This window comes from Nocardioides sp. cx-173 (assembly GCF_021117365.1).
Lineage (GTDB): Bacteria > Actinomycetota > Actinomycetes > Propionibacteriales > Nocardioidaceae > Nocardioides.
In genome coordinates this window covers 3,319,289-3,343,317 of the sequence record NZ_CP088262.1, presented here as the reverse complement: position 1 = coordinate 3,343,317, position 24,029 = coordinate 3,319,289, and the positions used below count along the sequence as shown (strand labels likewise).

Annotated in this window: 26 protein-coding genes; 12 read left to right on the top strand and 14 right to left on the bottom strand. The window is 72.5% G+C overall.

What is annotated here, in order from left to right:
- Positions 1 to 55 precede the first annotated feature (55 nt).
- The 6 genes from LQ940_RS16245 to LQ940_RS21785 are packed head-to-tail and all read left to right on the top strand — an operon-like array spanning position 56 to position 6,087.
- The gene (locus LQ940_RS16245) at positions 56 to 1,591 is read left to right on the top strand and encodes a tripartite tricarboxylate transporter permease (protein ID WP_231243178.1); all 1,536 of its coding nucleotides are present in this window, start codon (positions 56 to 58) and stop codon (positions 1,589 to 1,591) included.
- Positions 1,588 to 1,977 (top strand): universal stress protein, encoded by a 390-nt coding sequence (locus LQ940_RS16240; RefSeq protein WP_231242958.1) that lies wholly within the window; start codon positions 1,588 to 1,590, stop codon positions 1,975 to 1,977. Before LQ940_RS16245 ends, LQ940_RS16240 begins: the two co-directional genes overlap by 4 nt.
- A gap of 34 nt (positions 1,978 to 2,011) precedes the next feature.
- Complete coding sequence (locus tag LQ940_RS16235; RefSeq protein ID WP_231242959.1) at positions 2,012 to 2,566, top strand: hypothetical protein; 555 nt, start codon at positions 2,012 to 2,014, stop codon at positions 2,564 to 2,566.
- Positions 2,563 to 4,077, top strand: coding sequence for a hypothetical protein (locus LQ940_RS16230; protein ID WP_231242960.1), 1,515 nt, complete (start codon positions 2,563 to 2,565; stop codon positions 4,075 to 4,077). Before LQ940_RS16235 ends, LQ940_RS16230 begins: the two co-directional genes overlap by 4 nt.
- Positions 4,078 to 4,087: 10 nt before the next feature.
- A complete protein-coding gene (locus tag LQ940_RS16225; RefSeq protein WP_231243179.1) occupies positions 4,088 to 5,080 on the top strand; it encodes a glycoside hydrolase family 6 protein in 993 nt (330 codons plus the stop codon).
- A 23-nt stretch (positions 5,081 to 5,103) separates the two neighbouring features.
- Positions 5,104 to 6,087 (top strand): response regulator transcription factor, encoded by a 984-nt coding sequence (locus LQ940_RS21785; protein WP_269214655.1) that lies wholly within the window; start codon positions 5,104 to 5,106, stop codon positions 6,085 to 6,087.
- A 9-nt stretch (positions 6,088 to 6,096) separates the two neighbouring features.
- Here LQ940_RS21785 and LQ940_RS16210 read toward each other — a convergent pair whose 3' ends face one another.
- From LQ940_RS16210 to LQ940_RS16185, 6 genes are all read right to left on the bottom strand, one after another.
- Positions 6,097 to 6,819 (bottom strand): hypothetical protein, encoded by a 723-nt coding sequence (locus LQ940_RS16210; protein ID WP_231242961.1) that lies wholly within the window; start codon positions 6,817 to 6,819, stop codon positions 6,097 to 6,099.
- The gene (locus tag LQ940_RS16205; RefSeq protein WP_231242962.1) at positions 6,816 to 8,300 is read right to left on the bottom strand and encodes a glycosyltransferase family 2 protein; all 1,485 of its coding nucleotides are present in this window, start codon (positions 8,298 to 8,300) and stop codon (positions 6,816 to 6,818) included. The genes LQ940_RS16210 and LQ940_RS16205 overlap by 4 nt, the downstream gene beginning before the upstream one ends.
- A 142-nt stretch (positions 8,301 to 8,442) precedes the next feature.
- Entirely contained in the window at positions 8,443 to 9,048 is a 606-nt protein-coding gene (locus LQ940_RS16200) for a Maf family protein (RefSeq protein WP_231242964.1), read from the bottom strand.
- A 15-nt stretch (positions 9,049 to 9,063) separates the two neighbouring features.
- The gene (locus LQ940_RS16195; RefSeq protein ID WP_231242966.1) at positions 9,064 to 10,773 is read right to left on the bottom strand and encodes an alkaline phosphatase D family protein; all 1,710 of its coding nucleotides are present in this window, start codon (positions 10,771 to 10,773) and stop codon (positions 9,064 to 9,066) included.
- Positions 10,774 to 10,807: 34 nt separating this feature from the next.
- Positions 10,808 to 11,035: an acyl-CoA carboxylase epsilon subunit gene (locus tag LQ940_RS16190; RefSeq protein ID WP_231242968.1), complete on the bottom strand. Its 228-nt coding sequence runs from the start codon at positions 11,033 to 11,035 to the stop codon at positions 10,808 to 10,810.
- Entirely contained in the window at positions 11,035 to 12,621 is a 1,587-nt protein-coding gene (locus tag LQ940_RS16185; protein ID WP_231243181.1) for an acyl-CoA carboxylase subunit beta, read from the bottom strand. The genes LQ940_RS16190 and LQ940_RS16185 overlap by 1 nt, the downstream gene beginning before the upstream one ends.
- 169 nt (positions 12,622 to 12,790) lie before the next feature.
- Between LQ940_RS16185 and LQ940_RS16180 the strand changes: the two genes are divergently transcribed.
- The 6 genes from LQ940_RS16180 (at position 12,791) to purE (ending at position 17,216) form a co-directional block, all read left to right on the top strand.
- Positions 12,791 to 13,609 (top strand): biotin--[acetyl-CoA-carboxylase] ligase, encoded by an 819-nt coding sequence (locus LQ940_RS16180; protein ID WP_231242971.1) that lies wholly within the window; start codon positions 12,791 to 12,793, stop codon positions 13,607 to 13,609.
- A gap of 12 nt (positions 13,610 to 13,621) precedes the next feature.
- Positions 13,622 to 14,128 (top strand): PH domain-containing protein, encoded by a 507-nt coding sequence (locus LQ940_RS16175; RefSeq protein ID WP_231242973.1) that lies wholly within the window; start codon positions 13,622 to 13,624, stop codon positions 14,126 to 14,128.
- Between the two features lie 20 nt (positions 14,129 to 14,148).
- The gene (locus tag LQ940_RS16170; RefSeq protein WP_231242975.1) at positions 14,149 to 15,123 is read left to right on the top strand and encodes an adenylate/guanylate cyclase domain-containing protein; all 975 of its coding nucleotides are present in this window, start codon (positions 14,149 to 14,151) and stop codon (positions 15,121 to 15,123) included.
- A 92-nt stretch (positions 15,124 to 15,215) separates the two neighbouring features.
- Positions 15,216 to 15,530 (top strand): winged helix-turn-helix domain-containing protein, encoded by a 315-nt coding sequence (locus LQ940_RS16165; protein WP_231242977.1) that lies wholly within the window; start codon positions 15,216 to 15,218, stop codon positions 15,528 to 15,530.
- A 20-nt stretch (positions 15,531 to 15,550) separates the two neighbouring features.
- Positions 15,551 to 16,708, top strand: a complete 1,158-nt coding sequence (locus LQ940_RS16160; RefSeq protein WP_231242979.1) for a 5-(carboxyamino)imidazole ribonucleotide synthase — start codon at positions 15,551 to 15,553, stop codon at positions 16,706 to 16,708.
- Between the two features lies 1 nt (position 16,709).
- A complete protein-coding gene (gene purE, locus LQ940_RS16155; protein ID WP_231242981.1) occupies positions 16,710 to 17,216 on the top strand; it encodes a 5-(carboxyamino)imidazole ribonucleotide mutase in 507 nt (168 codons plus the stop codon).
- A 4-nt stretch (positions 17,217 to 17,220) separates the two neighbouring features.
- On the opposite strand, the gene LQ940_RS16150 is transcribed toward purE, so the two are convergent.
- The 8 genes from LQ940_RS16150 to LQ940_RS16115 all read right to left on the bottom strand — a co-directional run bounded on the left by LQ940_RS16150 (position 17,221) and on the right by LQ940_RS16115 (position 23,986).
- Positions 17,221 to 17,877, bottom strand: coding sequence for a response regulator (locus tag LQ940_RS16150; protein ID WP_231242983.1), 657 nt, complete (start codon positions 17,875 to 17,877; stop codon positions 17,221 to 17,223).
- Positions 17,874 to 19,109: a sensor histidine kinase gene (locus LQ940_RS16145; RefSeq protein WP_231242985.1), complete on the bottom strand. Its 1,236-nt coding sequence runs from the start codon at positions 19,107 to 19,109 to the stop codon at positions 17,874 to 17,876. The genes LQ940_RS16150 and LQ940_RS16145 overlap by 4 nt, the downstream gene beginning before the upstream one ends.
- The gene (locus tag LQ940_RS16140; protein ID WP_231242987.1) at positions 19,106 to 20,089 is read right to left on the bottom strand and encodes an acyltransferase family protein; all 984 of its coding nucleotides are present in this window, start codon (positions 20,087 to 20,089) and stop codon (positions 19,106 to 19,108) included. The genes LQ940_RS16145 and LQ940_RS16140 overlap by 4 nt, the downstream gene beginning before the upstream one ends.
- A complete protein-coding gene (locus LQ940_RS16135) occupies positions 20,080 to 21,036 on the bottom strand; it encodes a D-alanine--D-alanine ligase family protein (protein WP_231242989.1) in 957 nt (318 codons plus the stop codon). The genes LQ940_RS16140 and LQ940_RS16135 overlap by 10 nt, the downstream gene beginning before the upstream one ends.
- A complete protein-coding gene (alr, locus tag LQ940_RS16130) occupies positions 21,033 to 22,154 on the bottom strand; it encodes an alanine racemase (RefSeq protein WP_231242991.1) in 1,122 nt (373 codons plus the stop codon). The genes LQ940_RS16135 and alr overlap by 4 nt, the downstream gene beginning before the upstream one ends.
- On the bottom strand, positions 22,151 to 22,774 hold the full coding sequence (locus LQ940_RS16125; protein ID WP_231242993.1) for a M15 family metallopeptidase: 624 nt from the start codon (positions 22,772 to 22,774) through the stop codon (positions 22,151 to 22,153). Before LQ940_RS16125 ends, alr begins: the two co-directional genes overlap by 4 nt.
- A 103-nt stretch (positions 22,775 to 22,877) precedes the next feature.
- A complete protein-coding gene (locus tag LQ940_RS16120; RefSeq protein WP_231242994.1) occupies positions 22,878 to 23,300 on the bottom strand; it encodes a CoA-binding protein in 423 nt (140 codons plus the stop codon).
- Between the two features lie 11 nt (positions 23,301 to 23,311).
- On the bottom strand, positions 23,312 to 23,986 hold the full coding sequence (locus LQ940_RS16115; RefSeq protein WP_231242995.1) for a TetR/AcrR family transcriptional regulator: 675 nt from the start codon (positions 23,984 to 23,986) through the stop codon (positions 23,312 to 23,314).
- Positions 23,987 to 24,029: the final 43 nt, after the last annotated feature.

The window sequence follows — 24,029 nt, the reverse complement described above, 5'->3', positions numbered from 1 at the left end:
CTTCGACTCCCCCGCTCCGCTCCTCCGCCGAACAACTCCGCAGGGACCCCGCGTGATGGACACCCTGAACCTCCTGTTCGACGGCCTCGGCAGCGCGTTCACCCCACAGAACCTGATGTACGCCGCCATCGGCGTGCTCATCGGCACCTTCGTCGGCGTGCTGCCCGGCATCGGCCCGGCGATGGCGCTCGCGCTGCTGCTGCCGATCACCTACGGCCTGGACGTGACCCAGTCGTTGATCATGTTCGCCGGCATCTACTACGGCGGCATGTACGGCGGCTCGACCACCTCGATCCTGCTCAACACCCCGGGCGAGTCGGCGTCGGTGATGACAGCCATCGAGGGCAACAAGATGGCGAAGAAGGGCCGCGCCGCGCAGGCCCTGGCGACCGCGGCCATCGGCTCGTTCGTGGCCGGCACGATCGGGACCCTCCTGGTCGCGTTCTTCGCCCCGACCATCGCCGAGCAGGCGGTCAAGGTCGGCGCCCCGTCGTTCTTCGCGATCATGCTGCTCTCGCTGGTGCTCGTCTCGGCCGTGCTCGGAAGCTCGCGCCTGCGCGGCTTCATCGGGCTCTTCATCGGGCTGACGATCGGGCTGGTCGGCCTCGACCTCTCCACCGGCCAGGCCCGGCTCACCCTGGGCATCACCCAGTTGGTCGACGGCGCCGACATCGTCGTGGTGGCGGTCGGCCTCTTCGCCATCGGCGAGTCGCTGTGGATCGCCGCGCACCTGCGCCGCAACCCGGTCGAGGTGGTCCCGGTGGGGCGCCCGTTCATGGGCCGAGACGACTGGGGCCGCTCGTGGAAGCCGTGGCTGCGCGGCACCGCGATCGGCTTCCCCTTCGGCGCGCTCCCGGCGGGCGGCGCCGAGACGCCCACCTTCTTGTCCTACATCGCGGAGAAGAGGCTCGCGAAGGACAGCGACGAGTTCGGTCACGGCGCGATCGAGGGGGTGGCCGGCCCCGAGGCGGCCAACAACGCCAGCGCGGCGGGCATGTTCGTCCCGCTGCTGGCGCTGGGCCTGCCGGTCACGGCGACGGCGTCGATCCTGCTGGCCGCGATGACGACCTACGGCATCGTGCCCGGGCCGACGCTGATGACCGACCAGCCGGACCTGATCTGGACGCTCCTGGCCAGCCTGCTCATCGGCAACGCCCTGCTGCTGGTGATCAACCTGCCGCTGGCGCCGCTGTGGGCCAAGCTGCTCCAGATCCCGCGCCCCCAGCTCTACGCCGGGATCCTCTTCTTCGCCTCGCTCGGCGCCTACGCCGTCGACCAGAACCCCTTCGACATCGCCCTGCTGCTCGTCTTCGGGGCGATCGGCTTCGCGGTGCGCCGCTTCGGCATCCCGATCCTGCCGCTCATCCTCGGTGTGATCATCGGCCCCCTCATGGAGGTGAAGATGCGCGAGGCGCTGGACATCTCCAACGGCGACCTCAGCGGGCTGTTCAGCGAGGGGCTGGCCATCGGGGTCTACGTCGTCATCGTGCTGGCCGTCCTCGCGCCCATCGTGATCGACCGGATGCGCGGCGAGCCCGTGGTGCCCCCAGAGCCCGCAGACCCGGCTGAGAAGGAAGAGGTGTCGCGATGACCGTCGTCGTGGGCTACATCCCCAACAAGTACGGCGAGGCGGCGCTCGAGGCCGGCATCACCGAGGTCCGCCGCCGTGGCGGCGACCTGGTGGTCGTCAACGCCAGCCGCGGCGACGCCCTGGTCGACCAGAAGTACCTCGGTGAGGCCGCGGTCGCGGACCTGGAGCGACGGCTGGTCGGTGCGGCGGTCCCCGCGAGCGTGCGGCACGGGCTCGGGACGGACGTGGCCGACGCGATCATCGACGCGGCCACCGAGGTGGGGGCCGAGCTGGTCGTCATCGGTGTGCGCCGGCGCTCGCCGGTCGGGAAGATGCTGATGGGCAGCGTGGCCCAGCGGGTGCTGCTGGACGCCCCCTGCGACGTGCTGGCCGTCAAGCCGGACTGAGGGTTCGACGGGCGCCTGGTTTAGCATCGCGCCCGTGCCTGGGATCTCGGACTCGTCCGCCACCGTGCGCCGCGCGTCCATCGGGCTCGTGGTGCTGCTCGCCGTCGTGCTGGTGCTGCTGAGCCCCCAGTTCGGGCGCGCCCACCCCGAGGGCAGCTACCGACCGGTGCTCGACCCGCCGGCGCTCGAGCTCGGCTGCTACCCGCTGCCCGAGGGGCTCACGCTCGACTTCGCCCACCAGGTGCGCACCGACGGCGACGTCGAGGTCGACGGGGAGCCGCGACGCGAGCTCGTCGTCCAGTACGACCTGATCGACGACGACGAGGTCCGCGAGCAGCTGACCGCCTCCTTCGTGGAGGCCGGCTTCACCCCCGAGACCGGCGCCGGCGACGCCCTGGTCTTCACCCGGCCGGACACCGGCCCGGTGAGCGTCGAGGTCGAGCCCCTGCCGGATGTGCCCGAGGACGCCACGGTGCGCGGCACCGTCACCTTCGACCTGCCGTCGGTGCCGCTCGCCTCCGACGACCCGATCTGCGACGACCCCTACGCCACCAAGCGGTTCCCCGACTCCTACGAGCTCGCGCGATGATCGACGAGCTCGAGCGCTCCTACCGACGCCTGCCCCGGGGCGGGACGCTCCTGGCGATCCTGGTCGCGGCGCACGTGCTGCTCAAGCTCGCGCTGCTGCCCAAGGTGGGGCACACGCCGTTCGTCGGGGACGAGGCCTACTACGCCGACGGCGGGCGCGCGCTGTCCAACCTGGTGCGCGACCTGGTGTCCCTCGGGCCGGTCGACACCGCCGAGCTGGAGCGCAACGTCGTCGGCAGCGGCTGGTTCATGCCCGGCATGTCGGTGCTGCTGACGCCGCTGTTCCTCGTGGACCCGGACGCCTCGATCTTCGTGATCCGCTGCTACCTCGGCGTCGTGTCGACGGTGGTGCTGCTGCTGACGGTGCGCACCGTGCGCCGTACCTTCGGCGACCGCTACGCCGCCATCCTCCTGGTCTTCCCCGGGCTGGTGCCGATGTACCTGCTCTTCATGTACGGCGCCTGGGGCGACCTGCTCGCGGGCCTGCTGGTCGTAATGCTCGTCGCGCACGTGGTGACGATCTTCCGCCAGGTGCGTCTCGGAGTCGCCTTCACGCTGCGCGAGGGCGCGTGGCTCGGCGTAGTCGGGATCGTGATCGTCTACCTGCGCTCCAGCACCGCGCTGCTGGTCGGGGGGCTGTTCGTGGTGCTGCTGGCGTCGCTGGTGGTGCTGCTGCGCCGCCGGGAGCGGCTGCGTGGCATCACCGCGATGGCCGTGGCCGGCGTCCTCTTCGTGGGGCTGCTGCTGCCCTGGTCGGTCGCCGCGTCGCAGAGCCTGGGCGGGCGGGTGCTCACGACGACCTCGGTGCCGACGGTCCTGGCCAACACCTTCGGTGAGTACGACCGGATCTGCTTCGGCCCCTGCGACCCCGGCAGCACGATCTGGTTCTCGCCGCTGCGCTACGCCCGCGAGGTGGCCCGCGCGACCGACGGCGACCAGGTGGCCATCCAGTCGGAGATGTCGAGCTACGCCCGCCAGGGGGTCACCCCGCAGAGCTACAGCCGCGACGTCCTGGGCAACTTCTACGCCTACGCCCTGGAGCCGTCCGGCTACAACGACCAGCTGATGGACCCGGACACCGACGGGGACACCTTCACGTACTGGTTCGTCACGCTCGTGACGGCCCTGATGTGGTACCTCTCGCTGATCGTGCTGGTGTGGGTGCTGCTGCTGGCGACCCGGCGCTCGTTCGACTCCCAGATCCTCAGCATCGTGCTCAAGTTGAGCCTCGGCGCTCTGCTCACCCAGCCGTTCATCCACCTCGGCTCCGCCCGCTACTGGCCGACGGCGGCGCCGCTGCTGGCGCTGGCGCTGGGGCTCTGGCTGCAGGTGCGCGCGGAGCGGCGTGTGGCGGTGGGGGTCGGCCACGACCTGCCGGCGCTCGAGCATGCCGTCGGCACCCCGAGCCCGGCCGCGGTCCACAGGGCGTTCTACTGGGTGCAGCTGGGCCTCGCCGTGGCGAGCGTGGCCGTGGCCGCCGGCATCGTCGTCGTCGCCGTCTGGCCGTGGTGACCCGGTGAGCATGCTCTCGATCCGTCGCGGGATCGCCCTCGTCGCGGCCGCCGCCCTGCTGCTCGGCGGGTGCGCTAGCGACCACGGCGCCGACCCGCAGTCGGCCCCGCCGAGCACGCTGCCGCCGGCGGCCGGCGACCCGTTCGCGGACCGCGGTCTGTACGCCGACCCCGACTCTCGGGCCAGGAGGGCCGCGGCGCAGGCCGAGGCGCGCGGCGACGCCGACGCGGCCCGAGTGTTCACCCGGCTCGGCGAGACCCCGTCCGGCATCTGGCTCACTCCGGAGGAGCTGCCGGCCGGCCGGGTCGGCCCCGAGGTCGCCCGTCACGTCGCCGTCGCCGCCGAGCGGGGCCAGGTGCCGACCTTCGTCGTCTACGGCATCCCCGACCGCGACTGCACGGGCGGCTTCTCGTCCGGCGGCCTGCCGGCCGACCAGTACGGGCCGTGGGTGCAGGAGATCGCCGACGCGGTGACCGGCTCCGTCGTCGTCGTGGAGCCCGACGCCCTGGCCTCGGCCGTGGAGTGCGAGAACCTCGAGGAGCGCCTCGGGCTGATCGGCGACGCCGTCGACCGGCTGGTCGCCGGCGGCGCCTCGACGTATTTGGACGGGGGGCACTCGCGCTGGATCGCCCCGGACACGCTCGCGGACCTGCTGCGGCGGGCCGGGGTCGACCGGGCTCGCGGCTTCGCCACGAACGTCTCCAACTACCAGACCGACGAGGACGAGCGCGCCTACGGAGAGCAGCTCAGCGCACTGCTCGGCGGGGCGTCCTTCGTCATCGACGTCGGTCGCAACGGCCGAGGCTCCGCGCAGGGGTGGTGCAACCCGCCCGGGCGCGCCTACGGGCGCGACCCCGAGGCGGTGGAGGACGGCACCGCCCTGGACGCCTACCTGTGGGTGAAGCCTCCCGGCGAGAGCGACGGCGAGTGCCGCAACGGGCCTGCCGCGGGGGAGTTCTGGCCCGAGCGTGCGCTGGAGCTGGCATCCGCGTCGGGCTGGTGACCAGCACGTATAGGCTTCCCCGCATGGCGGGAGACGACTGGACTGCGGTCATCATCGAGGACGACCCTGACGTGCGCGACCTCATCGACATCGTGCTCACCCAGTCCGGGTTCTCCACCGTCGTCGTCGGCGACGGCCACTCCGGCGTCGAGGCGGTCCGCGCCCACAATCCGCTGATCACGACGCTGGACGTCAACATGCCGGGCATGGACGGATTCGCCGCCGCCAAGCGGCTGCGCGAGTTCAGCAACACCTACCTGATCTTCATCACCTCGCTCGGCGACGAGATCGACGTGGTCCAGGGCTTCGAGGCCGGCGCCGACGACTACCTGGTCAAGCCGTTCCGTCCGCGCGAGCTCCGGGCCCGTGCGGACTCGATGCTGCGGCGTCCACGGACCCGCCACGAATGGCCGATGGGACACGAGCCGGCGCCGGCGCCCCCGCCCGCCCCGGTCGCGCCGCAGGCGGAGTCGTGGGCGGCCAAGGCCGCCCGCGAGCTCACCGCCAACGCGCCGCGCCTGCGGCAGGCCTCAACGGCGCCCGCAGAGACCCCCGTCGTCGCCCCCGCACCGTCCGCCGCCCCGCCGGCCCCGGTCCAGCCCCCGGCGCCGGTGTCCGCACCGGCCCACCAGGCGCCGAGCACTCCGGCGGTGGCCTCGGGCGGCGAGGCGACCAGCGACGGGCCTCTCGTGCGGTTCAAGACCCTGACGCTCAACAACGAGACCCGCATGGTGACGCTCAACGGCGGTGCGGTGGACCTGACCCGCGCGGAGTTCGACCTGCTCGCCTCCCTGATGAGCACCGGGCGCCGGGTGCGCAGCAAGGCCGACCTGGTGCTCGCGATGCGCGGGCAGCAGTACGTCACGTCGTACTTCGTCAACGAGGCAGACAAACGCTCCGTCGAGACGAACGTGACCAACCTGCGCCGCAAGCTCGGCGACGAGAGCACGGTGCCGAGGTTCATCGAGACCGTGCGCGGCGTCGGCTACCGCCTGGCCGAGGTCTGAGCCTGCCCTTCAGTTCGAGTTGATCGGGATCCGGGCCGCCACCGTGGGCTTGTCGGACTCGAAGATCCCGATCGGGACCACCTGGCGGATCTCGCGCTTGGAGAAGCGGGTGCTGCCCGGCGCGTCCTGGATCCAGACGGTCGCGACGAAGGTCAGCTTCACTCCGCGGGTCTCGGGGGACATCTCGCCGATCCGCTGGTTGCGCAGCTCGAAGGCGCCCTTCGGCGAGGTGATGATCATGCCCTTGTCGGTGGTGACCGGCTCCGGGTCGAACGTGACCCGCTTGGCCACCGCGTCCAGCCGGTAGGGTCGCTGCCCGCCGTCACCCTGCTCGGTGATGGTGGTGGAGTCGACCCGGATCCGCTCGAGGTAGACCTTCCGCTTCGTGGCGAACCGGTCGCGCAGACCACGGTCCAGGTCGTAGGCCTGGAAGGTGAAGGTGAAGAACTTGTTGCCCCGCGGGTACCACTCGTTGGTCCGCGGCGTGGCCTTGGTGGGGTACAGGGTGTAGACGAAGTCGACGCCGTCGATGTCGATGTGCGACTGGAACGTGCCGTCGCGGGTGAACTGCGAGTCGTAGGCGTAGTCGGCCGCGGACGGTGTGGGAGTGGCGCTGGGCTCGGTGTCTGCCTTGTCGTCGTCCAGCATCGAGCAGCCGGACAGCACGGCGGCGAGGACCAGCGCGGCGACGGCGGTGGCCCGGGCGCGGCGCGGATGGAACAGCCGAGTCATGCCTTGTACCCCCGATAGCTCTTGCTTCCCTTGATGAGCATCCACACCGTCTGCAGCACGGTGATCATCCCGAGGACCGGCCAGGCCGCGGCCAGCAGATCCGACTGCTGCTGGATCGGCAGCTGGACCCAGCCCACGGCGGCGACCACGAAGATCAGCGCGAAGCCGACGAACGGGTACATCCACGCGATCCCCTTGCCACGCTCGGCCTTGGCCTGCGCGGCCCAGTTGTCGGTCTGCTGCCTGCTGAAGAACTTCAGCCAGGCCCGCACGAAGTGGCCCATCCGGATCCACATGTAGATCTCGGCCGGCGCCATCAGGAGTGCGAAGAGGTAGTCGCGCCGGTTGGCGAAGGCCATCGAGCTCGCCACCCGCACGTTGAGCAAGACCGCCGCAAGCGGTGGGAGCAGCCACCAGGGGCTGAAGACGAAGGCGTTGATCGAGAGCGCGCCGCCGAGCAGCAGGAGGAACCCGAACCGGGTGGCCATGTTGCCGACCATGGACATGTGCTCGAACCAGCGCAGCCGGAGGTTGGGATGGAGCGGCTGGCCCTTGGTGTCTCCGCGCTGCCCGGGCCACATCAGGTCGATCGCGCCGAAGTTCCACTTGACCTGCTGGGCGTCCAGGGAACGGAGGGTGGTCATGCCGCCGACGTGGGCCCGCCCGCGGGCGCTGATCTTGGTGAGGTAGCCGGCGCTCTTGATCTGGAGTGACAGCAGCGAGTCCTCGACCTCGGAGTCCTTGACCCACGGGGTGCGCTGGTGGCTGTCGCGCATGACGTCACGCAGCGCCTGGGTCTGGAAGATCGAGAACTGCCCGCCGAGCACCGCCATGTTGCGGCCCTTGAGGAGGTTCTGCATGTTGAAGGCGGAGAACTGGGCCCGCTGACCGGCGATGAGGAACTTCGCCATCGGGCCGTCCAGCGCGCTGTCGTCGATCGAGTAGATCGCCGAGATGCCGCCGATGCGGTCGTCGCTCGCGATCTCGGCGACCAGGTGCTCGATGGCGTCGGGCTCCGGTGTGGTGTCGCCGTCGACGCCGAGCAGGAAGTCCATGTGCTCGACGAGCGAGTAGCCGTAGTTAAGCGCCCCGACCTTCTTGTCGGGGTTCTTGCCGATGTCGTGCACGTAGATGACCGTGCTCTGCTCACCGCTCGCGGTCATCCGGGTGTGCGGGCCGGCGTAGTGGCTGGCGATCTCGACCGAATCGTCACTGGAGTTGTTGATGATGACGTGGATGGTGTCGGGCAGGCGGGTCTGGTGCAGGAGCGAGTCGAGGACCCCGGAGATGGTCTCGGCCTCGTTGTAGGCCGGGATGACGCAGCCCACGGTCGGCCGGTACGTCGGCAGCTCGTCGACGGCGTCGAGGAACTCGCTCTCGTAGGCGATCAGGTGCGGGTCGGGGGTCCGCACGTACTCCTGGCTCGCAGGCATGCCGGCGGCGCTGACCTGCTGCGTGCCCTCGCGTCTGTCGGCGTTCAAATCTGGAGCCCTCCGGTTCTTGTGCGTACCCGCCATCAGTGTGGGCCTGAACGCTCAAGACCGGCCCGCAGGAACCTCCACCGATGTGCAAGATCGGCTCAAGACTCCGGCGTGCCCCATGCACCTGCCCGGTGGCGCCAGCCTACGCGTCGCGCGACCAGAGAGCCGTCCACGACGCACCCAGCTCGGCCAGGAGCTCGCGCACCAGCGGCAGGCTCAGGCCCACGACGTTGTGGTGGTCGCCCTCGATCCCGGTCACGAACGCCCCGCCCAGCCCGTCGACGGTGAAGGCGCCGGCCACATGCAGCGGCTCGCCGGTCGCCACGTAGGCGGCCACCTCCTCGTCGCTCACGTCCGCGAAGTGCACCGTGGTCGAGGCGGCGGCGGCAGCGACGCGGCCCGACCCGGTGTCGCGCAGGCAGTGGCCGGTGTGGAGGACCCCGGAGCGGCCGCGCATGGCGCGCCAGCGGCGTACGGCGTCGTCGGCGTCGGCCGGCTTGCCGTGGGCGCGGCCGTCCAGCTCGAGCACCGAGTCGCAGCCGAGCACCAGCGCGTCGGTGGGCAGGTCGTCACGCTCGGCCACGGCGGCGCACTTGAGCTCGGCGAGCTGGAGTGCGAGCTCGGCGGGCGGCAGCCCGTCGAGCTGCGACTCGTCGACCCCGGACACGATCACCACCGGGTCGATGCCGGCGCTGCGCAGCGTGGCGAGGCGGGCGGGGGAGGCCGAGGCGAGGACGAGGGTGGGCACGGCACGACCCTACGGTCAGCCGATGGTGAGGTCGGCGACGGTCACCAGCCGCGGGTGCTCGTGGTCGTCGCCGTCGACCTGGCCCTTGGCCCACCACAGGCGCAGCCCGCGCGGTGTCACCTCCAGGCTCGCCAGGTTGTTGTCGAACCAGGGCCCCTTGAGCAGCCGCCACGTCAAGGGGGCGTCCGGCACCTTCGCCGAGCGCGCCACCACGCGGCCGAGAGGGCCGGCGACGCCGTAGGACAGGAACGCCGTGGCGAAGCGCCACCGGCGTGAGAGCGGGTTGCGGATCGGGGAGCAGACCGCCTGCACGATGCGGCTGCGCACCGGTTTGTGCCCGCGGGCGGCGCGACGCGTGGGGCGCGCCTCGGAGACGTAGCTGTGGTGGACGTCGCCGGACAGGAACGTGACCGTCTCGGGGGCGCGTCCGCGCTCGCCGCGCGCCACCTCGAGCACCATCGCGGTGACGATCTGGAAGCCCTCCTGGAAGGCCGCCCAGTGCTCCAGGTCGGCGCCCGTGCGGATCCGCTCGCCGATCTTGGCGAGCCGCCGGCCCCAGGCGCCGCCCGCGAGCGCCTCGCTGAACGCCTCCACGTAGTGCAGGCCGGGCGCCAGGAGGAACGGCAGCGACGTGCCGATCAGCAGGTGGTCGACGTCGCCGCGCAGCTGCTCGTCGAGCCAGGCCAGCTCGCTGTCGTCCAGCATCGTGCGGTGCTCGGGGTGCAGCACCCGGGCGGCGCGCGAGTCCACCACGACCAGGCGGGCCTGGTCGCCGAGCCGGCGCGCGTAGCTCCACCGGTAGGAGGACGGCTGCTGGTCCGCGCGCTCCGCGAACTCGTCGAGCAGCGGGCCGGCGTCGTACTCGTCCTCGCCCTCGTGGGCGACGATGCGCGACCAGATCTCGTCCTCGGCGCGCTCGCGGGGGCTCAGGTTCCCCAGGTGCTGGTAGACCCAGTACGACGCCAGGCCGGCGACGATCCGGTCGCGCCACCAGTCGGTGGCCTCCATCTCCTGCTTCCACGCGTGCGAGGTGTTCCAGTCATCGCGCACGTCGTGGTCGTCGAAGATCATGGCCGTCGGCAGGGTCGAGAGCAGCCAGCGGTTGGCCGGGTCGGTCCAGGCGAGCCGGTAGAGGTGGGCGTACTCCTCGTAGTCCTTCAGCTCGTCCCACGGCGGCTGCTCGAGGTCGCGGCGCGAGGCGATGAACTCCCGCATCTCCTCGGTGGTCTCGTCGGCGTAGACCTGGTCGCCGAGGAAGAGCACCAGATCCGGCCACCGGACCTCCTCACCCGGGTCGGGGTCCTCAGGGTGGGCCACGTCGGTGACGCCGGCCATCCGCAGTGCGTAGGCGCGCAGCGCGTCGACGCCGTGCGTCTCGTTGCCGGCCTGGCCGTGGCCCACCGAGGTCCGGCAGGAGCCGAACGCGACGCGCATCCGGCTCGCGGGGTCGAAGGTGGGGATCAGCGACGGCGGGTACTGCGAGCCGCGCTCCGGCCACACCTGCTCGCCGTCGACGTGCACGGCGTACGGCGTCTTGGCGCCGGGTGCCAGCCCCTCCACGCACACCAGCGCGTAGTGGTGGCCGTGGACCGCGAAGGTCCGCGCCTCGCCCCGGTGCTCGCCGGCGCGGACGCTGACGGTGGCCCTGCCGTCGGTCTCCACCCAGATCGACGCGCTGGTCTCGTCGACGTAGCGCAACAGCGGGCCCAGTCGCAGTCTGCTCACCGGTGCAGGGTTCCACACGGGAGCGGCGGAGACCTCAGCGCGGCAGTCCGCTGCTTCGCCAGCCGGCGGGGCCGGGGGAGTGGGTCTGGCGGGCCTTGCGGTGGTGCGCCGACCACTCCGGCGTACGCCGTGCGGCCGGCGCGGTGGCGCCGGCGGCGGACAGCACGGCGACCAGCGCCGCGATCTCCTCGGGGGTCGCGTCGCCGTTGACCACGCGCAGCAGCGGGCGCTGTGGCGGCGTCTGGTCGCTCTCGCCGGCCATCAGAGGGGGATGTTCCCGTGCTTCTTGGCCGGCAGCGTGGCCCGCTTGGAGCGGAGCAGGCGCAGGGCCCGGACGATCTCGACCCGGGTCTCGTGGGGGCTGATCACCGCGTCGATGTAGCCGCGCTCGGCCGCGATGTAGGGGTTGGCGAGCGTGGTCTCGTACTCGTCGATCAGCTCGGCGCGACGGGCCTCCACCTCGTCCGCGGAGCCCCCGCCGTCCTTGATGCTCGCCAGCTCCTTGCGGTGCACGATGTTGGCCGCGCCCTGGGCGCCCATGACCGCGATCTGCGCGGTGGGCCAGGCGACGTTGATGTCGGCGCCGAGGTGCTTGGAGCCCATGACGTCGTAGGCGCCGCCGTAGGCCTTGCGGGTGATCACGGTGACGAGCGGCACCGTGGCCTCGGCGTAGGCGTAGATGAGCTTGGCGCCGCGGCGGATGATGCCGTTCCACTCCTGGTCGGTGCCGGGCAGGAAGCCGGGCACGTCGACGAAGGTGAGGACCGGGATGTTGAAGGCGTCGCAGGTCCGCACGAAGCGGGCGGCCTTCTCGGAGGCGTCGATGTCGAGGGTGCCGGCGAACTGCATCGGCTGGTTGGCGACGACGCCGACGGAGCGGCCCTCGACCCGGCCGTAGCCGATGATCAGGTTGGGCGCGAACAGCGGCATGACCTCGAGGAACTCCTCGTCGTCGAGGACCGCGGTGAGCACGTCGTGCATGTCGTAGGGCTGGTTCGGCGAGTCCGGGATCAGGACGTCGAGGGTCCGGTCCAGGTCGGTGAACGACAGGTCCGCGTCCTCGTCGTAGATCGGCGGGTCGTCGAGGTTGTTCTGCGGGAGGAAGGAGAGCAGCGCCTTGGTGTACTCCAGCGCGTCCTCCTCGTCGGCGCCCATGTAGTGGGCGTTGCCGGACTTGGTGTTGTGGGTGCGCGCGCCGCCGAGGTCCTCCATCGTGACGTCCTCGCCGGTGACCGTCTTGATGACGTCGGGTCCGGTGATGAACATCGCCGAGGTCTGGTCGACCATGATCGTGAAGTCGGTGACCGCGGGGGAGTAGACGTGGCCTCCGGCGCAGTTGCCCATGATCAGGCTGATCTGGGGGATGACGCCCGAGGCGTGGACGTTGCGGCGGAAGATCTCGCCGTACAGGCCGAGCGAGACGACACCCTCCTGGATGCGCGCGCCGGCCCCCTCGTTGATGCCGATGATGGGACAACCGGTCCTGAGAGCCAGGTCCATGACCTTGACGATCTTCTCGCCGTAGACCTCGCCCAGCGAGCCGCCGAACACGGTGAAGTCCTGCGAGAAGACGCAGACCTGGCGACCGTCGATGGTGCCGTAGCCGGTGATGACGCCGTCGCCGTAGGGGCGGGTCTTCTCCAGTCCGAAGGCGACCGAGCGGTGCCGGGCCAGCTCGTCGAGCTCGACGAAGGAGCCCTCGTCGAAGAGGTGCTCGATGCGCTCGCGGGCCGTCCAGCGTCCCTTGGCGTGCTGCTTCTCCACCGCCTTGGCCGAGCCGGCGTGCACCGCCTCGTCGAGCCGGCGCTCCAGGTCGGCCAGCTTGCCGGCCGTCGTGTGCAGGTCGATGCCGGTCTCCGCGGAGGGGACGTCGGTGCCTTCTCCTGGCTGTGTGCTCACGCGCTTCTCCTGGTCTCGGTCCAGCGGGGTCGACCAGCCGCTTCGGCCAGTCGATTCAGCCAGTCGCTGCGGCCCGGTCACTGGCCTCGGGTGGGTCTGCTGCGACAGGGTAGTGCCCGTGACAGCGGACTCGGCCTCGCGCCCATCCCTCGACAGCACCCGTCTCTCCGGACTCACCCCGGACGTCATCCCCGACATCGCGGTGGAGGTCGTGGACGCCGTGCCGTCCACCAACGCGCTCGCCGTCGAGCGCGCTCGGGCGGGGGCCGCCGACGGCCACGTCGTCGTCGCGGATCACCAGACCGACGGCCGCGGGCGACTCGACCGGAGCTGGGAGACCCCGCGTGGCACGGCGCTGACGTTCTCCGTGGTGCTGCGCCCCACGGTGCCGACCCGCTCGTGGCCCTGGCTGCCGCTGCTCACCGGGTACGCCGTCGACAAGGCGCTCAAGGCCCAGGGCTACGACGCCGGGGTGAAGTGGCCCAACGACGTGCAGATCGGGGACAAGAAGGTGGCCGGCATCCTGATCGAGCGGGTCGAGACCCCGCAGGGACCGGCGGCCGTGGTCGGCGTCGGCCTCAACGTCGGCATGACCCGAGACGAGCTCCCGGTGCCGACGGCCACCTCCCTGGCCATCGAGTCCGGCGTCGAGCCGGACCGCAACGACGTCCTGCTGTCGGTGCTGAGCACGCTGCGCGAGGCCTACGACGCCTGGCAGGCCGGCGGCGACCACACCGGCCTGCGACTGGCGGAGTCGTACGCCGCGGCCTGCGTCACCGTCGGCCAGGACGTCCGGGTGGACCTCCCGGACGGCTCGGTGCTCCGCGGTCGCGCCACCGCGGTGGACCCCGGCGGCCGGCTGGTGGTGGAGACCGCCGACGGTGCCCAGTACGTGGCGGCCGGCGACGTCGTCCACGTGAGGCCCGCCGATCAGTGACATGATCCGTCCGTGGCCATCTCCCCGAAGCTGCTGAACCCCGGCGAGCGCGTCGTCGTCAGCACCCGCACCCACCCCAAGGCGCTGCTGGTGCCGCTGCTGGCGCTGGTGATCCTGCTCGCGGTCGGAGTGGCGTTCCAAGTGCTCGTCGACCACGGCACCTCGCAGCTGGTCGTCTGGGCACTGGTGGCTGCGGCGATCCTGTGGTTCGTGGTGTGGCCGGCGCTGGACTGGCGGATGGCGTCCTACACGATCACCAACCGGCGGCTGATCACCCGCCACGGGATCCTCACCCGCAAGGGCCACGACATCCCGCTCTCGCGCATCAGCGACGTCGCCTACGAGCTGGACCTCATCGACCGGATGCTCGGCTGCGGCACGCTCGTCATCAGCGACGCCAGCACCCATGGCCAGGTCCTGCTGCCCGACATCCCTCGCGTCGAGGACACGCAGCGACGCCTCAACGAGCTCCTCCACGAGCTCCACGGCGGCGCCGCGAACCTCGAAGAGGGTCACTGACCGCTCGGCGGGCTACCGGCATGGGTGAAGAGGAAGAGGACTCCCTCGAGCAGGCGATTCTGCGCGAGAAGCCGCACTACAACGCCGCGGAGGTGGCCGCCGAGGCGGGCGTCTCCATCGACCACGCCAGGCGGCTGTGGCGCGCACTGGGCTTCCCCGAGCACGGCGGCGAGCGGGCCTTCACGCACGCCGACGTCGAGGCGGTCTCCACCCTGATCGGCGCCGTCGACGCCGGGCTCTTCGACTTCGACGTCGCGGTCAACCTGACCCGCGCGGTCGGGCAGACCATGGCCCGCCTCGCGGACTGGGAGGTCGGTGCCCTCGTGCACCGGGTCGAGGAGCTCGAGGCCGGTGAGCAGGCCACCGGCACCCGGGTGGGCTCGGCGCTGCGGATGGTCGACGACCTGGCCGAGCCCCTCGAGGCCCTGCTGCTCTACGCCTGGCGCCGGCACGTGGCCGCCGCCGTCGTCCGCATGGAGGCGCTCGGGGCGGGCGAGGAGGACCTGCACACGACCCAGCTGACCGTGGGCTTCGCCGACATCGTCGGCTTCACGTCGCTGTCCAACCAGATCTCGCGCGAGAAGGTCGGCGACCTGGTCGAGGTCTTCGAGTCGCGCTGCGCCGACGTGATCGCCACCCAGCGGGGCCGGGTCATCAAGAGCCTGGGCGACTCGGTGCTGTTCGTGAACACCGACGCCCTCGCCGCCTACGACACCGCCGAGGGGATCATCAACGTCATCGGCCGCGATCCACGGATGCCGGATGTGCGCGTCGGCCTCGCGAGCGGCTCGGTCGTGATGCGGCTCGGCGACGTGTTCGGGCCCCCGGTCAACCTGGCGGCGCGCCTCACGGCCGTCGCCCGCCGCAACCGGATCATCGTCGACGCCGCGACCGCCGATGCGCTGCCGAGCGACCAGTTCGACACCCGCCGGCTCCCGGCTCGGCCGGTCCGCGGCTTCGGCCTCGTCGAGCCGCTCGCCGTGAGTCGGCACTGACCTGCGGCCCCGGTACGGCCCCGTCTAGTCCGGTCGGACAATTTGGCCGGATCGCACCACGCTGACGGGTCCGTTGTCCCTACCGTGGGGACGTGTTCGACGTTCAGGGTGTCCGGCTGGACCCCGAGAGCAGGCGAGCGTGGCGGGGGACCGAGGAGGTCGCCCTGTCGCGCAAGGAGTTCGACCTCGTCCACGCCCTGATCGCCCGGGCCGGCGAGGTCGTGTCCCGCGACGAGCTCATGCGTGAGGTCTGGAACACCAGCTTCTGGACCTCCTCGAAGACCATCGACGTGCACCTGGGCTGGGTCCGCCGCAAGCTGGGCGACAACCCGCAGGACCCGCACCTGATCACCACGATCCGGGGTCGGGGCCTGCGCTTCGAGACCGGAGAGCCGACGTCGGGGTAGTCCCGACTAGGGTTTGCCCCGTGGCCCTTGCTCCGACCCTCGCGGTCATCGGTGGCGGGCAGCTCGCCCGGATGATGGCGCAGCCCGCGATCGCCCTGGGGCTGCCCCTGCGGCTGCTGGCCGAGGCCGACGGCGTCTCCGCCGCCCAGGTGATCCCCGACCACGTCGTGGGCGACTACACCGACCTCGACACGCTGATGAAGGTCACCGACGGCTGTGCGGCGGTCACCTTCGACCACGAGCACGTGCCCACCGCGCACCTGCATGCCCTGGAGGAGGCCGGCATCGCCGTGCGACCCGGGCCCGAGGCGCTGGTCCACGCCCAGGACAAGGGCGTCATGCGGTCCCGGCTCGCCGAGCTCGACATCCCCTGCCCGCGCCACGCCCTGGTCGCCTCCGTCGCCGAGGTGGAGGCGTTCGGCCTCCCGTGCGTCCTGAAGACCACGCGCGGGGGGTACGACGGCAAGGGGGTCTGGTTCGTCGACTCGCCCGAGGACTGCGCCGAGCCGTTCCGGGCCGCCGCCGAGGCCGGGGTCGCGCTGCTGGCCGAGGAGCGGGTCGCGTTCCGGCGCGAGCTCTCCGCGCTCGTCGCCCGCTCGCCCAGCGGCCAGGCCGCGGCGTACGCCGTGGTGGCCTCGACCCAGAAGGACGGCATCTGCCACGAGGTCGTCGCACCCGCGCCGGACCTCGCTCCCCGGCTGTCCGGGCAGGCCCAGGAGATCGCGCTGCGCCTCGCGGGGGCCCTGGACGTCGTGGGCGTCCTCGCCGTCGAGCTGTTCGAGACCGAGGACGGGCGGATCCTGGTCAACGAGCTCGCGATGCGCCCCCACAACACCGGCCACTGGACCCAGGACGGGGCGGTGACCTCCCAGTTCGAGAACCACCTGCGCGCCGTCATGGACCTGCCGCTCGGCTCGCCCGAGCCGCGCGCGCGATGGACGGTGATGGTCAACATCCTCGGCGGCCCCGACGACCAGGTCGGCCGCCTGTACGACGGCTTCCCGCATGCGCTGGCCAGGGACCCGTACCTGCGGGTGCATCTGTACGGCAAGGAGCTCCGCCCCGGCCGCAAGGTGGGCCACGTCAACGCCTACGGCGACGATCTCGAGGACTGTCTGGAGCGCGCGCGGCACGCCGCGGCGTGGTTCCGCGGCGACCTCGGCAACGAAAGCGAATGAGATGAGCGCACGCGTCGGGATCGTCATGGGCTCGGACTCGGACTGGCCGGTGATGCAGGAGGCCGCCGAGGCGCTGGCGGAGTTCGACGTCGCCTACGAGGCCGACGTGGTCTCCGCGCACCGGATGCCCGAGGAGATGCTGGCCTACGGCAAGGAGGCGGCCGGGCGCGGGCTCTCGGTCATCATCGCCGGCGCCGGCGGGGCCGCCCACCTGCCCGGGATGCTCGCGGCCGTGACACCGCTGCCGGTGATCGGGGTGCCGGTGCCGCTGAAGTACCTCGACGGCATGGACTCGCTGCTCTCGATCGTGCAGATGCCGGCCGGGGTGCCCGTGGCCGCGGTGGCGATCGGCAACGCCCGCAACGCCGGGCTGCTCGCCTTGCGTATCCTGGCCGCCGCCGACCCCGCGCTGCAGCAGCGGATGCGGGACTTCCAGGACCAGCTCAGGAAGACCGCCCAGGCCAAGGGCGAGGCCGTCCGCGGCGGTCCGCGCAAGGTCGGCTTCTAGCCCCTCACCCGGCCAGGGCGTGCTCGTGGGCGAAGACCACGATCTGCACCCGGTCGCGCAGGCCGAGCTTGCGCAGGATGGCGCCGACGTGGGTCTTGACCGTGGACTCACCGGCGAACACCAGCGCCGCGATCTCGGTGTTGGACAACCCGCGCGCCACGGCCGCGAAGACCTCGCGCTCCTTCTCCGTCAGCGCCAGGTAGGCCGGTGGCACCGGCCGCTGCGTCCGGAACTGGCCCTCGAGCAGGGTCGAGAGGTCCTGGGGGGCGAGCACCGCGTTGCCGGCGTGCACCGTGCGGATCGCGTCGCGCAGCAGCACCGGGGTCGTGTCCTTGAGCAGGAACCCGCTGGCGCCGTGCCGGATCGCCGTGGCCGCGCGGTCGTCGAGGTTGAACGTCGTCAGCACGATGACCCGCACCGGGTGCTCGCGTCGGGCGACTCGCTCGGGGAGGAAGATCTGGCGGGTGGCCTCGACGCCGTCCATCTCGGGCATCCGGATGTCCATGAGCACGACGTCCGGCGCGAGCTCGTCGACCATCCGCACGGCGTGGAGGCCGTCGCCGGCTTGGCCGACCACCTCCATGCCCTCCTGGGCGCCGACGATGACCGCGACGCCCTCGCGGAACAGGTCCTGGTCGTCGACCAGCAGCACCCGGATCATGCGGCCCCCGACCGCACCGGCACCCAGGCAGTGACGGTGAACGTCTCGCCCTCGGGGGTCGCCCGCTGGCGTACGTCCAGGCGGCCGCCGACCGACTCGAGCCGGCGGCGCATCCCGTCGAGCCCCTGACCCGGCGGCGTCTCCTGTGCGGCGGGGTCGACGACGTTGCGGACCTCGATGCGCAGCCCGGCGTCCCCACCGCCGTCGGGCCAGTGGCGCTCCACGAACACCGGCTCGTCGCGGCGGCCGTGGCGCATGGCGTTGGTGAGCATCTCCTGGAGCACCCGGAACGCCACGACCTCCAGCTCGGGTGGCAGCGGCTGCACGACGCCGACCTCGCTGGAGACGACCTCGTGGCCGCTGGCGCGGACGCCGGCGATGAGCTCGTCGAGCCCCGCGCTGCTCGTGGGCCCGGCGCGGTCGGCGGGCGTCAGCACGTGGCGGACGTCCTGCAGGGAGGAGCGCGCGGAGGTCGCGATGTTCTCCATCGTCGCCTTGAGCTTCTCGCTGTCGAGGTCGGAGAGGTACTGCGCCGACTCGGCCTGGGCGAGGATCACGGCGAGGGAGTGGCCGACGACGTCGTGCACGTCGCGCGCCAGGCGCGCCTGCTCCTCGCGCAGCCGGGCGATCTCGCGAGCCTGCTCGGACTCGCGCACCGCCTCGGCCGCCTCCTCCTCGGCGTGCTCCTGGGAGACGCGGGAGGACCGCGCGCGCGCCACGAAGCGCAGCGCCAGGCCGGCCAGCCACGGGACCCCGAGCAGGGACATGCCGATCACTGCCGCCCCGATCTGCCAGGTGTCGCCGTAGCGGTAGCGGTCCTCCACCAGCTGCTGGAAGCCGGCGCCCTCCACGAGCCCGCCGAGACCGTTGAGCCCGACGTACACGACGGCGATCAGGGCCGCGGCCGGGATCGACAGGACGCTGAGCCACACGGTCGCCGTCGAGCCCCAGCGCGCACAGCCGAAGGCGACGACGGCGATGGCCAGCTCGACCAGCATCAGGTCGACGCCGTTGACGACCTGCAGCACCCCGATGCCCCACGTCAGCCCCAGCGCCGCCCCCGGCGCATGCCGGCTCATGGCCACCGCGCACGCCATCATCAGGGCCACCAGCGCCAGGCCGGTCCGCGGCGTCGTCACGTTGTCCCGGTTGGCCGCCTCCAGCAGGCCCAGCGCCAGCACCGCCAGCCCGGCCGCGGTGTCGGGGAGCCAGCGCGGGGCGTCGGTCCTCATGCGGCGACCGGGGCCCGCGCCGCGGTCTGCCACCGTCGCTCGACGAGGTACCAGCTCACGGCCGCGACGAGGAGCGTCAGCGCGGCCGCGAGGGGGCCGGCCAGCTCGGTGTGGGGGCGCAGCCAGAGGGTGAGCGGGTAGTTCCACAGGTAGGCGGCGTAGGAGACGGTGCCCAGCCAGACGAGGGCGCGCAGGGCCGGGGCCGAGACCTCGGCCCACGTGCGCCAGGACACGAGCAGTACGGCGGTCAGGCCGGCGATGGTCGGGCCGGCCACGAGGTAGGTCAGGGCGTGACCGCGCAAGGGAAGCACGCTCAATACTCCCAGCCCGACCAGCGCTAGGGGCGCTGCCCACACCGGGAGCGTGAGCCGGTGGGCGTGCAGGCGGGTCCCCGCGCCCACCACGAAGCACACCGCCCACGACGTCGGCAGTGCGTAGGCGAGGTCGGGAGCGTCGCGCAGCCACACCAGCGTCGCCACGCAGGCCAGCAGGCACGCCGTCGCCGCCAGGACCAGGGCGGCGCCCACGCGCTGCCGTGCGAACGCGAACGCCAGCAGCGCCGGCCACACCAGGTAGAACTGCTCCTCGGTCGCCAGCGTCCACAGGTGGAACGTCGCGTCGCTGGCGTGGCCGAACGGGAGGTTCCCGGTCCAGGTCAGGGCGACCAGCACCGTCTTCGGGAGCTCGTCCCGATCGCCCAGCGGGTCCAGCGCCAGCGTCACCACGACCACGCCGAGCACCAGGAAGAGCAGCGCCGGCAGCAGTCGCCGGGCGCGGCGCCGGTAGAAGCGACCGAGGTCGACGCGGCCCTCGCGCTCCAGCTCGCCGGCAAGGAGCCCGGTGATCAGGTAGCCGGACAGCGCGAAGAACATCACCACCCCCACCACACCGGCGCCGGCGAACGGCGCGGGAAGGGCGTGACGCAGCATCACCAGCCCGACGGCGATGCCCCGCAGCAGGTCCAGGCCGGCTATCCGCACGGGGTCGCGAGCGCGTCGCGCACCAGCAGGTCGAGCAGCGCCGGGTAGGGAAGCCCCGCGGCGGCGTACATGCGCGGGACCTGGGAGTGGGCGGTGAAGCCGGGCATGGTGTTGACCTCGTTGAGCACGACGCCGGCGTCGGTGACGAAGAAGTCGACGCGGGCGACGCCGCGGCAGCCGAGCGCGTCGAACACCGCCAGCGCGGCGTCCTTGACCGCCTTGCCCTCGGTCTCGGTGAGCGATGCCGGCACGCGGAAGTCGGCGCCGCCGCCGTACTTGGCGTCGTGGTCGAAGAGGCCGTCGACCACGACTTCGAGCGGCGGGGAGAGCAGCCGCGAGCCGTCGGGTCGCGCGATCACGGCGATGTCGACCTCGCGCCCGACGAGCAGGTCCTCGACCAGCACCCGGTCGTCGAGCGCGAGCGCGGCGTCGAGGGCCGCGGCCAGCTGCCCGGGCCGCTCGACGAGGCTCACGCCGTGGCTGGACCCGGCCGCGACCGGCTTGACGACGACCGGGTGCGTCCACAGGTACGTCGGTGCCGTCGCGGCCGTGAGCAGGGCCGCCGGTGCGGTCCTGATCCCGACCGCCTCGGCGACCAGCTTGGTCGCCCACTTGTCCATGGCGAGCGCGCCCGCGCCGACCCGCGAGCCGACGTAGGGCAGCCCGGCCAGCTCGCACAGCGCCGCGAGCGTGCCGTCCTCGCCACGCGGGCCGTGCACGACCGGCAGCACCACGTCGCAGCCGCGGAGCACGTGCGCGGCGCCGGCCAGCCCGATCGGGCGCTGTCCGCCGTCCAGCCAGGTGCCGTGGGGGTCGATGGTCAGCCGGACGACGTCGTAGGCGGCCGGGTCCAGCGCACCGGCGACGGAGGCCGCCGAGGCGAGCGAGACCTCGTGCTCGCAGCTCTGCCCGCCCCCGATGACGGCGACCCGGGTGCGCGCGCTCATCGGGCCACCCGGGCGCCGATGCCGGTGACGATCTCGTGCTCGATGGTGTCCGCCCACGCGGCCCACTCCGCGACCGTGGGCTCGCCCCCGTGGCCGGGGCCGAACACCGTCGCGCTCTCGCCGACCGCCACGACGTCGCTGCCGACGTCGATGACGACCTGGTCCATCGAGACCCGGCCGACGACCGCACAGCGCCGGCCGCGCAGCTGCACCTCGGCGCGGCCCCCGGTGGCTCGGGGCAGCCCGTCGGCGTAGCCGAGTGGCAGCAGGGCCAGGTTGGTCGCGCGCGGCGCGGTCCAGTCGTGGCCGTAGCCGACCGGGGTGCCGGCGCGCACCCGGCGTACCGCCACTACCGGCGCGGTCAGCGTCATCGCCGGCGCGAGCTGGGTCGAGCCCGACGGGTCGATGCCGACCAGCCCGGCGCCGACGCGGCTCAGCGTGTGGTGGCTCAGCGGGTCGGTGAGCGTGGCCGCGGTCGCGGCCAGGTGCCGCAGCGGCGGGCGCAGGCCGGCCGCGCGGGCCATCTCGACGCCCCAGGTGAAGCGGACCCGGCCGGCCGCGTTGGCGGGGTGCGCCGGCACGTCCGCGCAGCCGAGGTGGCCCATCACCCCGACCACGGTGACGCGGCCCAGGCGCTCGGCGTGCCGGGCGGCGCGGCACAGCGCCCCCCACGCCGAGGGAGACGCGCCGTCGCGGGCCATGCCGGTGTCGAGCTGCAGGTGGACCCGCGCGCCGAGCCCGGCGCGGGCGATGGCGTCGAGGTGGTCGCGGCTGGGCACGGCCAGGTCGATCCCGGCGGCGATGGCGCGGCCGAAGTCGGCGTCGACCGGGTTCAGCCAGCTCAGCACCGGGACCCGCAGGCCCGCGTCGCGCAGTGGCAGTGCCTCCTCGATGCTCGTGACCCCCAGCCAGGACGCCCCGTTGGCCAGGGCCGTGCGCGCCACGTCGAGGGCGCCGTGCCCGAAGCCGTCGGCCTTCACGACGGCCATCAGCGCGCCGTCGGTGCGCTCGGCGAAGAGCCGGGTGTTGGCGGCGACCGCGCCCAGGTCCACGCGCAGTGCGGGCCCGTGCCGGCGGGCGGTCACGGGCAGGTTCGCGGAATGGGCCAGCGCCGTCATGCCGCGACCGGGACGTCGACGGGGCCGTACAGGGCGGCGGGAGCGCCCGTGGACAGGGCCCAGTAGCGGTCGCCGAAGCTCCAGTGCCACCACTCGGTGGGGTAGTTGACCAGGCCCGCGCCCCCGAGGACCCGCGCGAGCAGCAGCCGGTGGGCACGCGCGTCGGCGCCGATGCCGTCGGCGGCGAAGTAGCAGCGGCCGTCGCTCTGCTCGGGGGTCGCGTCGATCGGGGTGCCGAGGTCGAGCTCCTCGCCGCAGGCGTCCACCAGGGTCAGGTCGACCGCCGCCCCCGCCACGTGCGGGGCCACGCCGACCGGCGCCACGAACCGGCTGGTGAGCCGCTCGGCCTCGGCCACGGAGACCGTCGGGTTGGCCGCCCGCACCTGGGCGCCGTACGACGCGACGATGGCGCGCTGGGCGGCGACCGGGCGGTGCCCCTCCACCACGAGCAGGCCGATGCCCGACGGCAGCGCGACGTGGGCGGCGGCAAGCCGGTCGGCCAGGCCGCGCCGGACGAGCTGGCGGGTGGGGGAGAGGGCCGCGTCGAGCGCCACCAGGGGCTCGCCGAGATCGCGCACCGGCACCGCTCGGACCCGCGGGTCACTGAGAAGGATCGTCATGCCGACGACGCTAGGGATCGGCGGACCCCACCGCCTCCGCCTCAGGTCCCGATCACCGGTCCTCCAGGAGGAGCCCTCTCACCCCCGGGAGATCACCGACGGGTCAGTGTCGGCTCCACTCGATGGCAGGACAGGTGTCCATCACCATGGGGACACCGGCGGCGGTGGTGCGCTCGAAGGCCGCCTCGTCGACGACCCCGAGCTGGAACCACACGCCCTTGGCGCCGACGGCGACCGCCTGGTCCGCGAACTCGCCGGCCGACTCCGAGCGCCGGAAGACGTCGACCACGTCGATCGGGAACGGCACGTCGGCCAGGGACGCGTAGCCCTTCTCCCCGAGCACCGTCAGGCCGCCGGGCTCGGCGGCGGCCGGGTGGATCGGCACGATCCGCTTGCCCCGGCGCTGCAGCAGCTCGGCGATGGAGTACGCCGTGCGGCTGGGCGAGTCCGACAGGCCCACCACCGCCCAGGTCTCGAGGTCGTCCAGCATCAGTCGTACGGACTCGGGGTCCTGCCAGGAGGTCATGCACTCAGAACCTAGTCCGGTGCGGGCTCATTCCCCGCGAGCGCTCGGCGCAGCGCCGGCAGGACCTGGTCGGGGTCGTCCGGTGTGCGCAGCACCAGCACGGTGGTGCCGGCGGCGGGGTCGGCGGGGGAGAGCGGCGCATGGGTGCGCCGTACCTGGGCCATCGCGGCGTCGAACTCGGCCTCGGGAAGCTCGGAGAGCCCGCGCAGCCAGCGCCGCAGGACGTGGTTGTGCGCCACCACCACCGAGGACGCCATGAGCTCGGCGCGCAGGTCGGCGCCGGCATCCTCGCCGGTCCAGCGGCGGATGAACTCGCGGAACTCGCGCTGGTACTGCTGCAGGTGGGCGATCTCCCGGGACCGCAGCGGGGGGATGGTGCGCGTCAGCCGGTAGCGGGCCCGCGCAACGTCCCCCTCGTCGAGGTAGCGACGCAGCACCAGGCGGGCCGCCTCGGTGACGGCCGCGGGGGTCTCCTCGACCGGGGACGACGCCAGCCGCTCGCGGACGCGAGCCAGCACGTCGGTGTGGTCCGGGAAGATCACGTCCTCCTTGGACCCGAAGGCGCGGAAGAACGTGGTCCGCCCGACGCCGGCCCGCTCCGCGATCGCCTCGACGGTCGTGGCGTCGTACCCCTGCTGCTCGAACAGCTCGAACGCCGCCTCGCGCAGGCGTGCGGTGCGTGACATGGACACTCCTGGAGAGGCGGCTGGTACTGAGTACCATACTGGT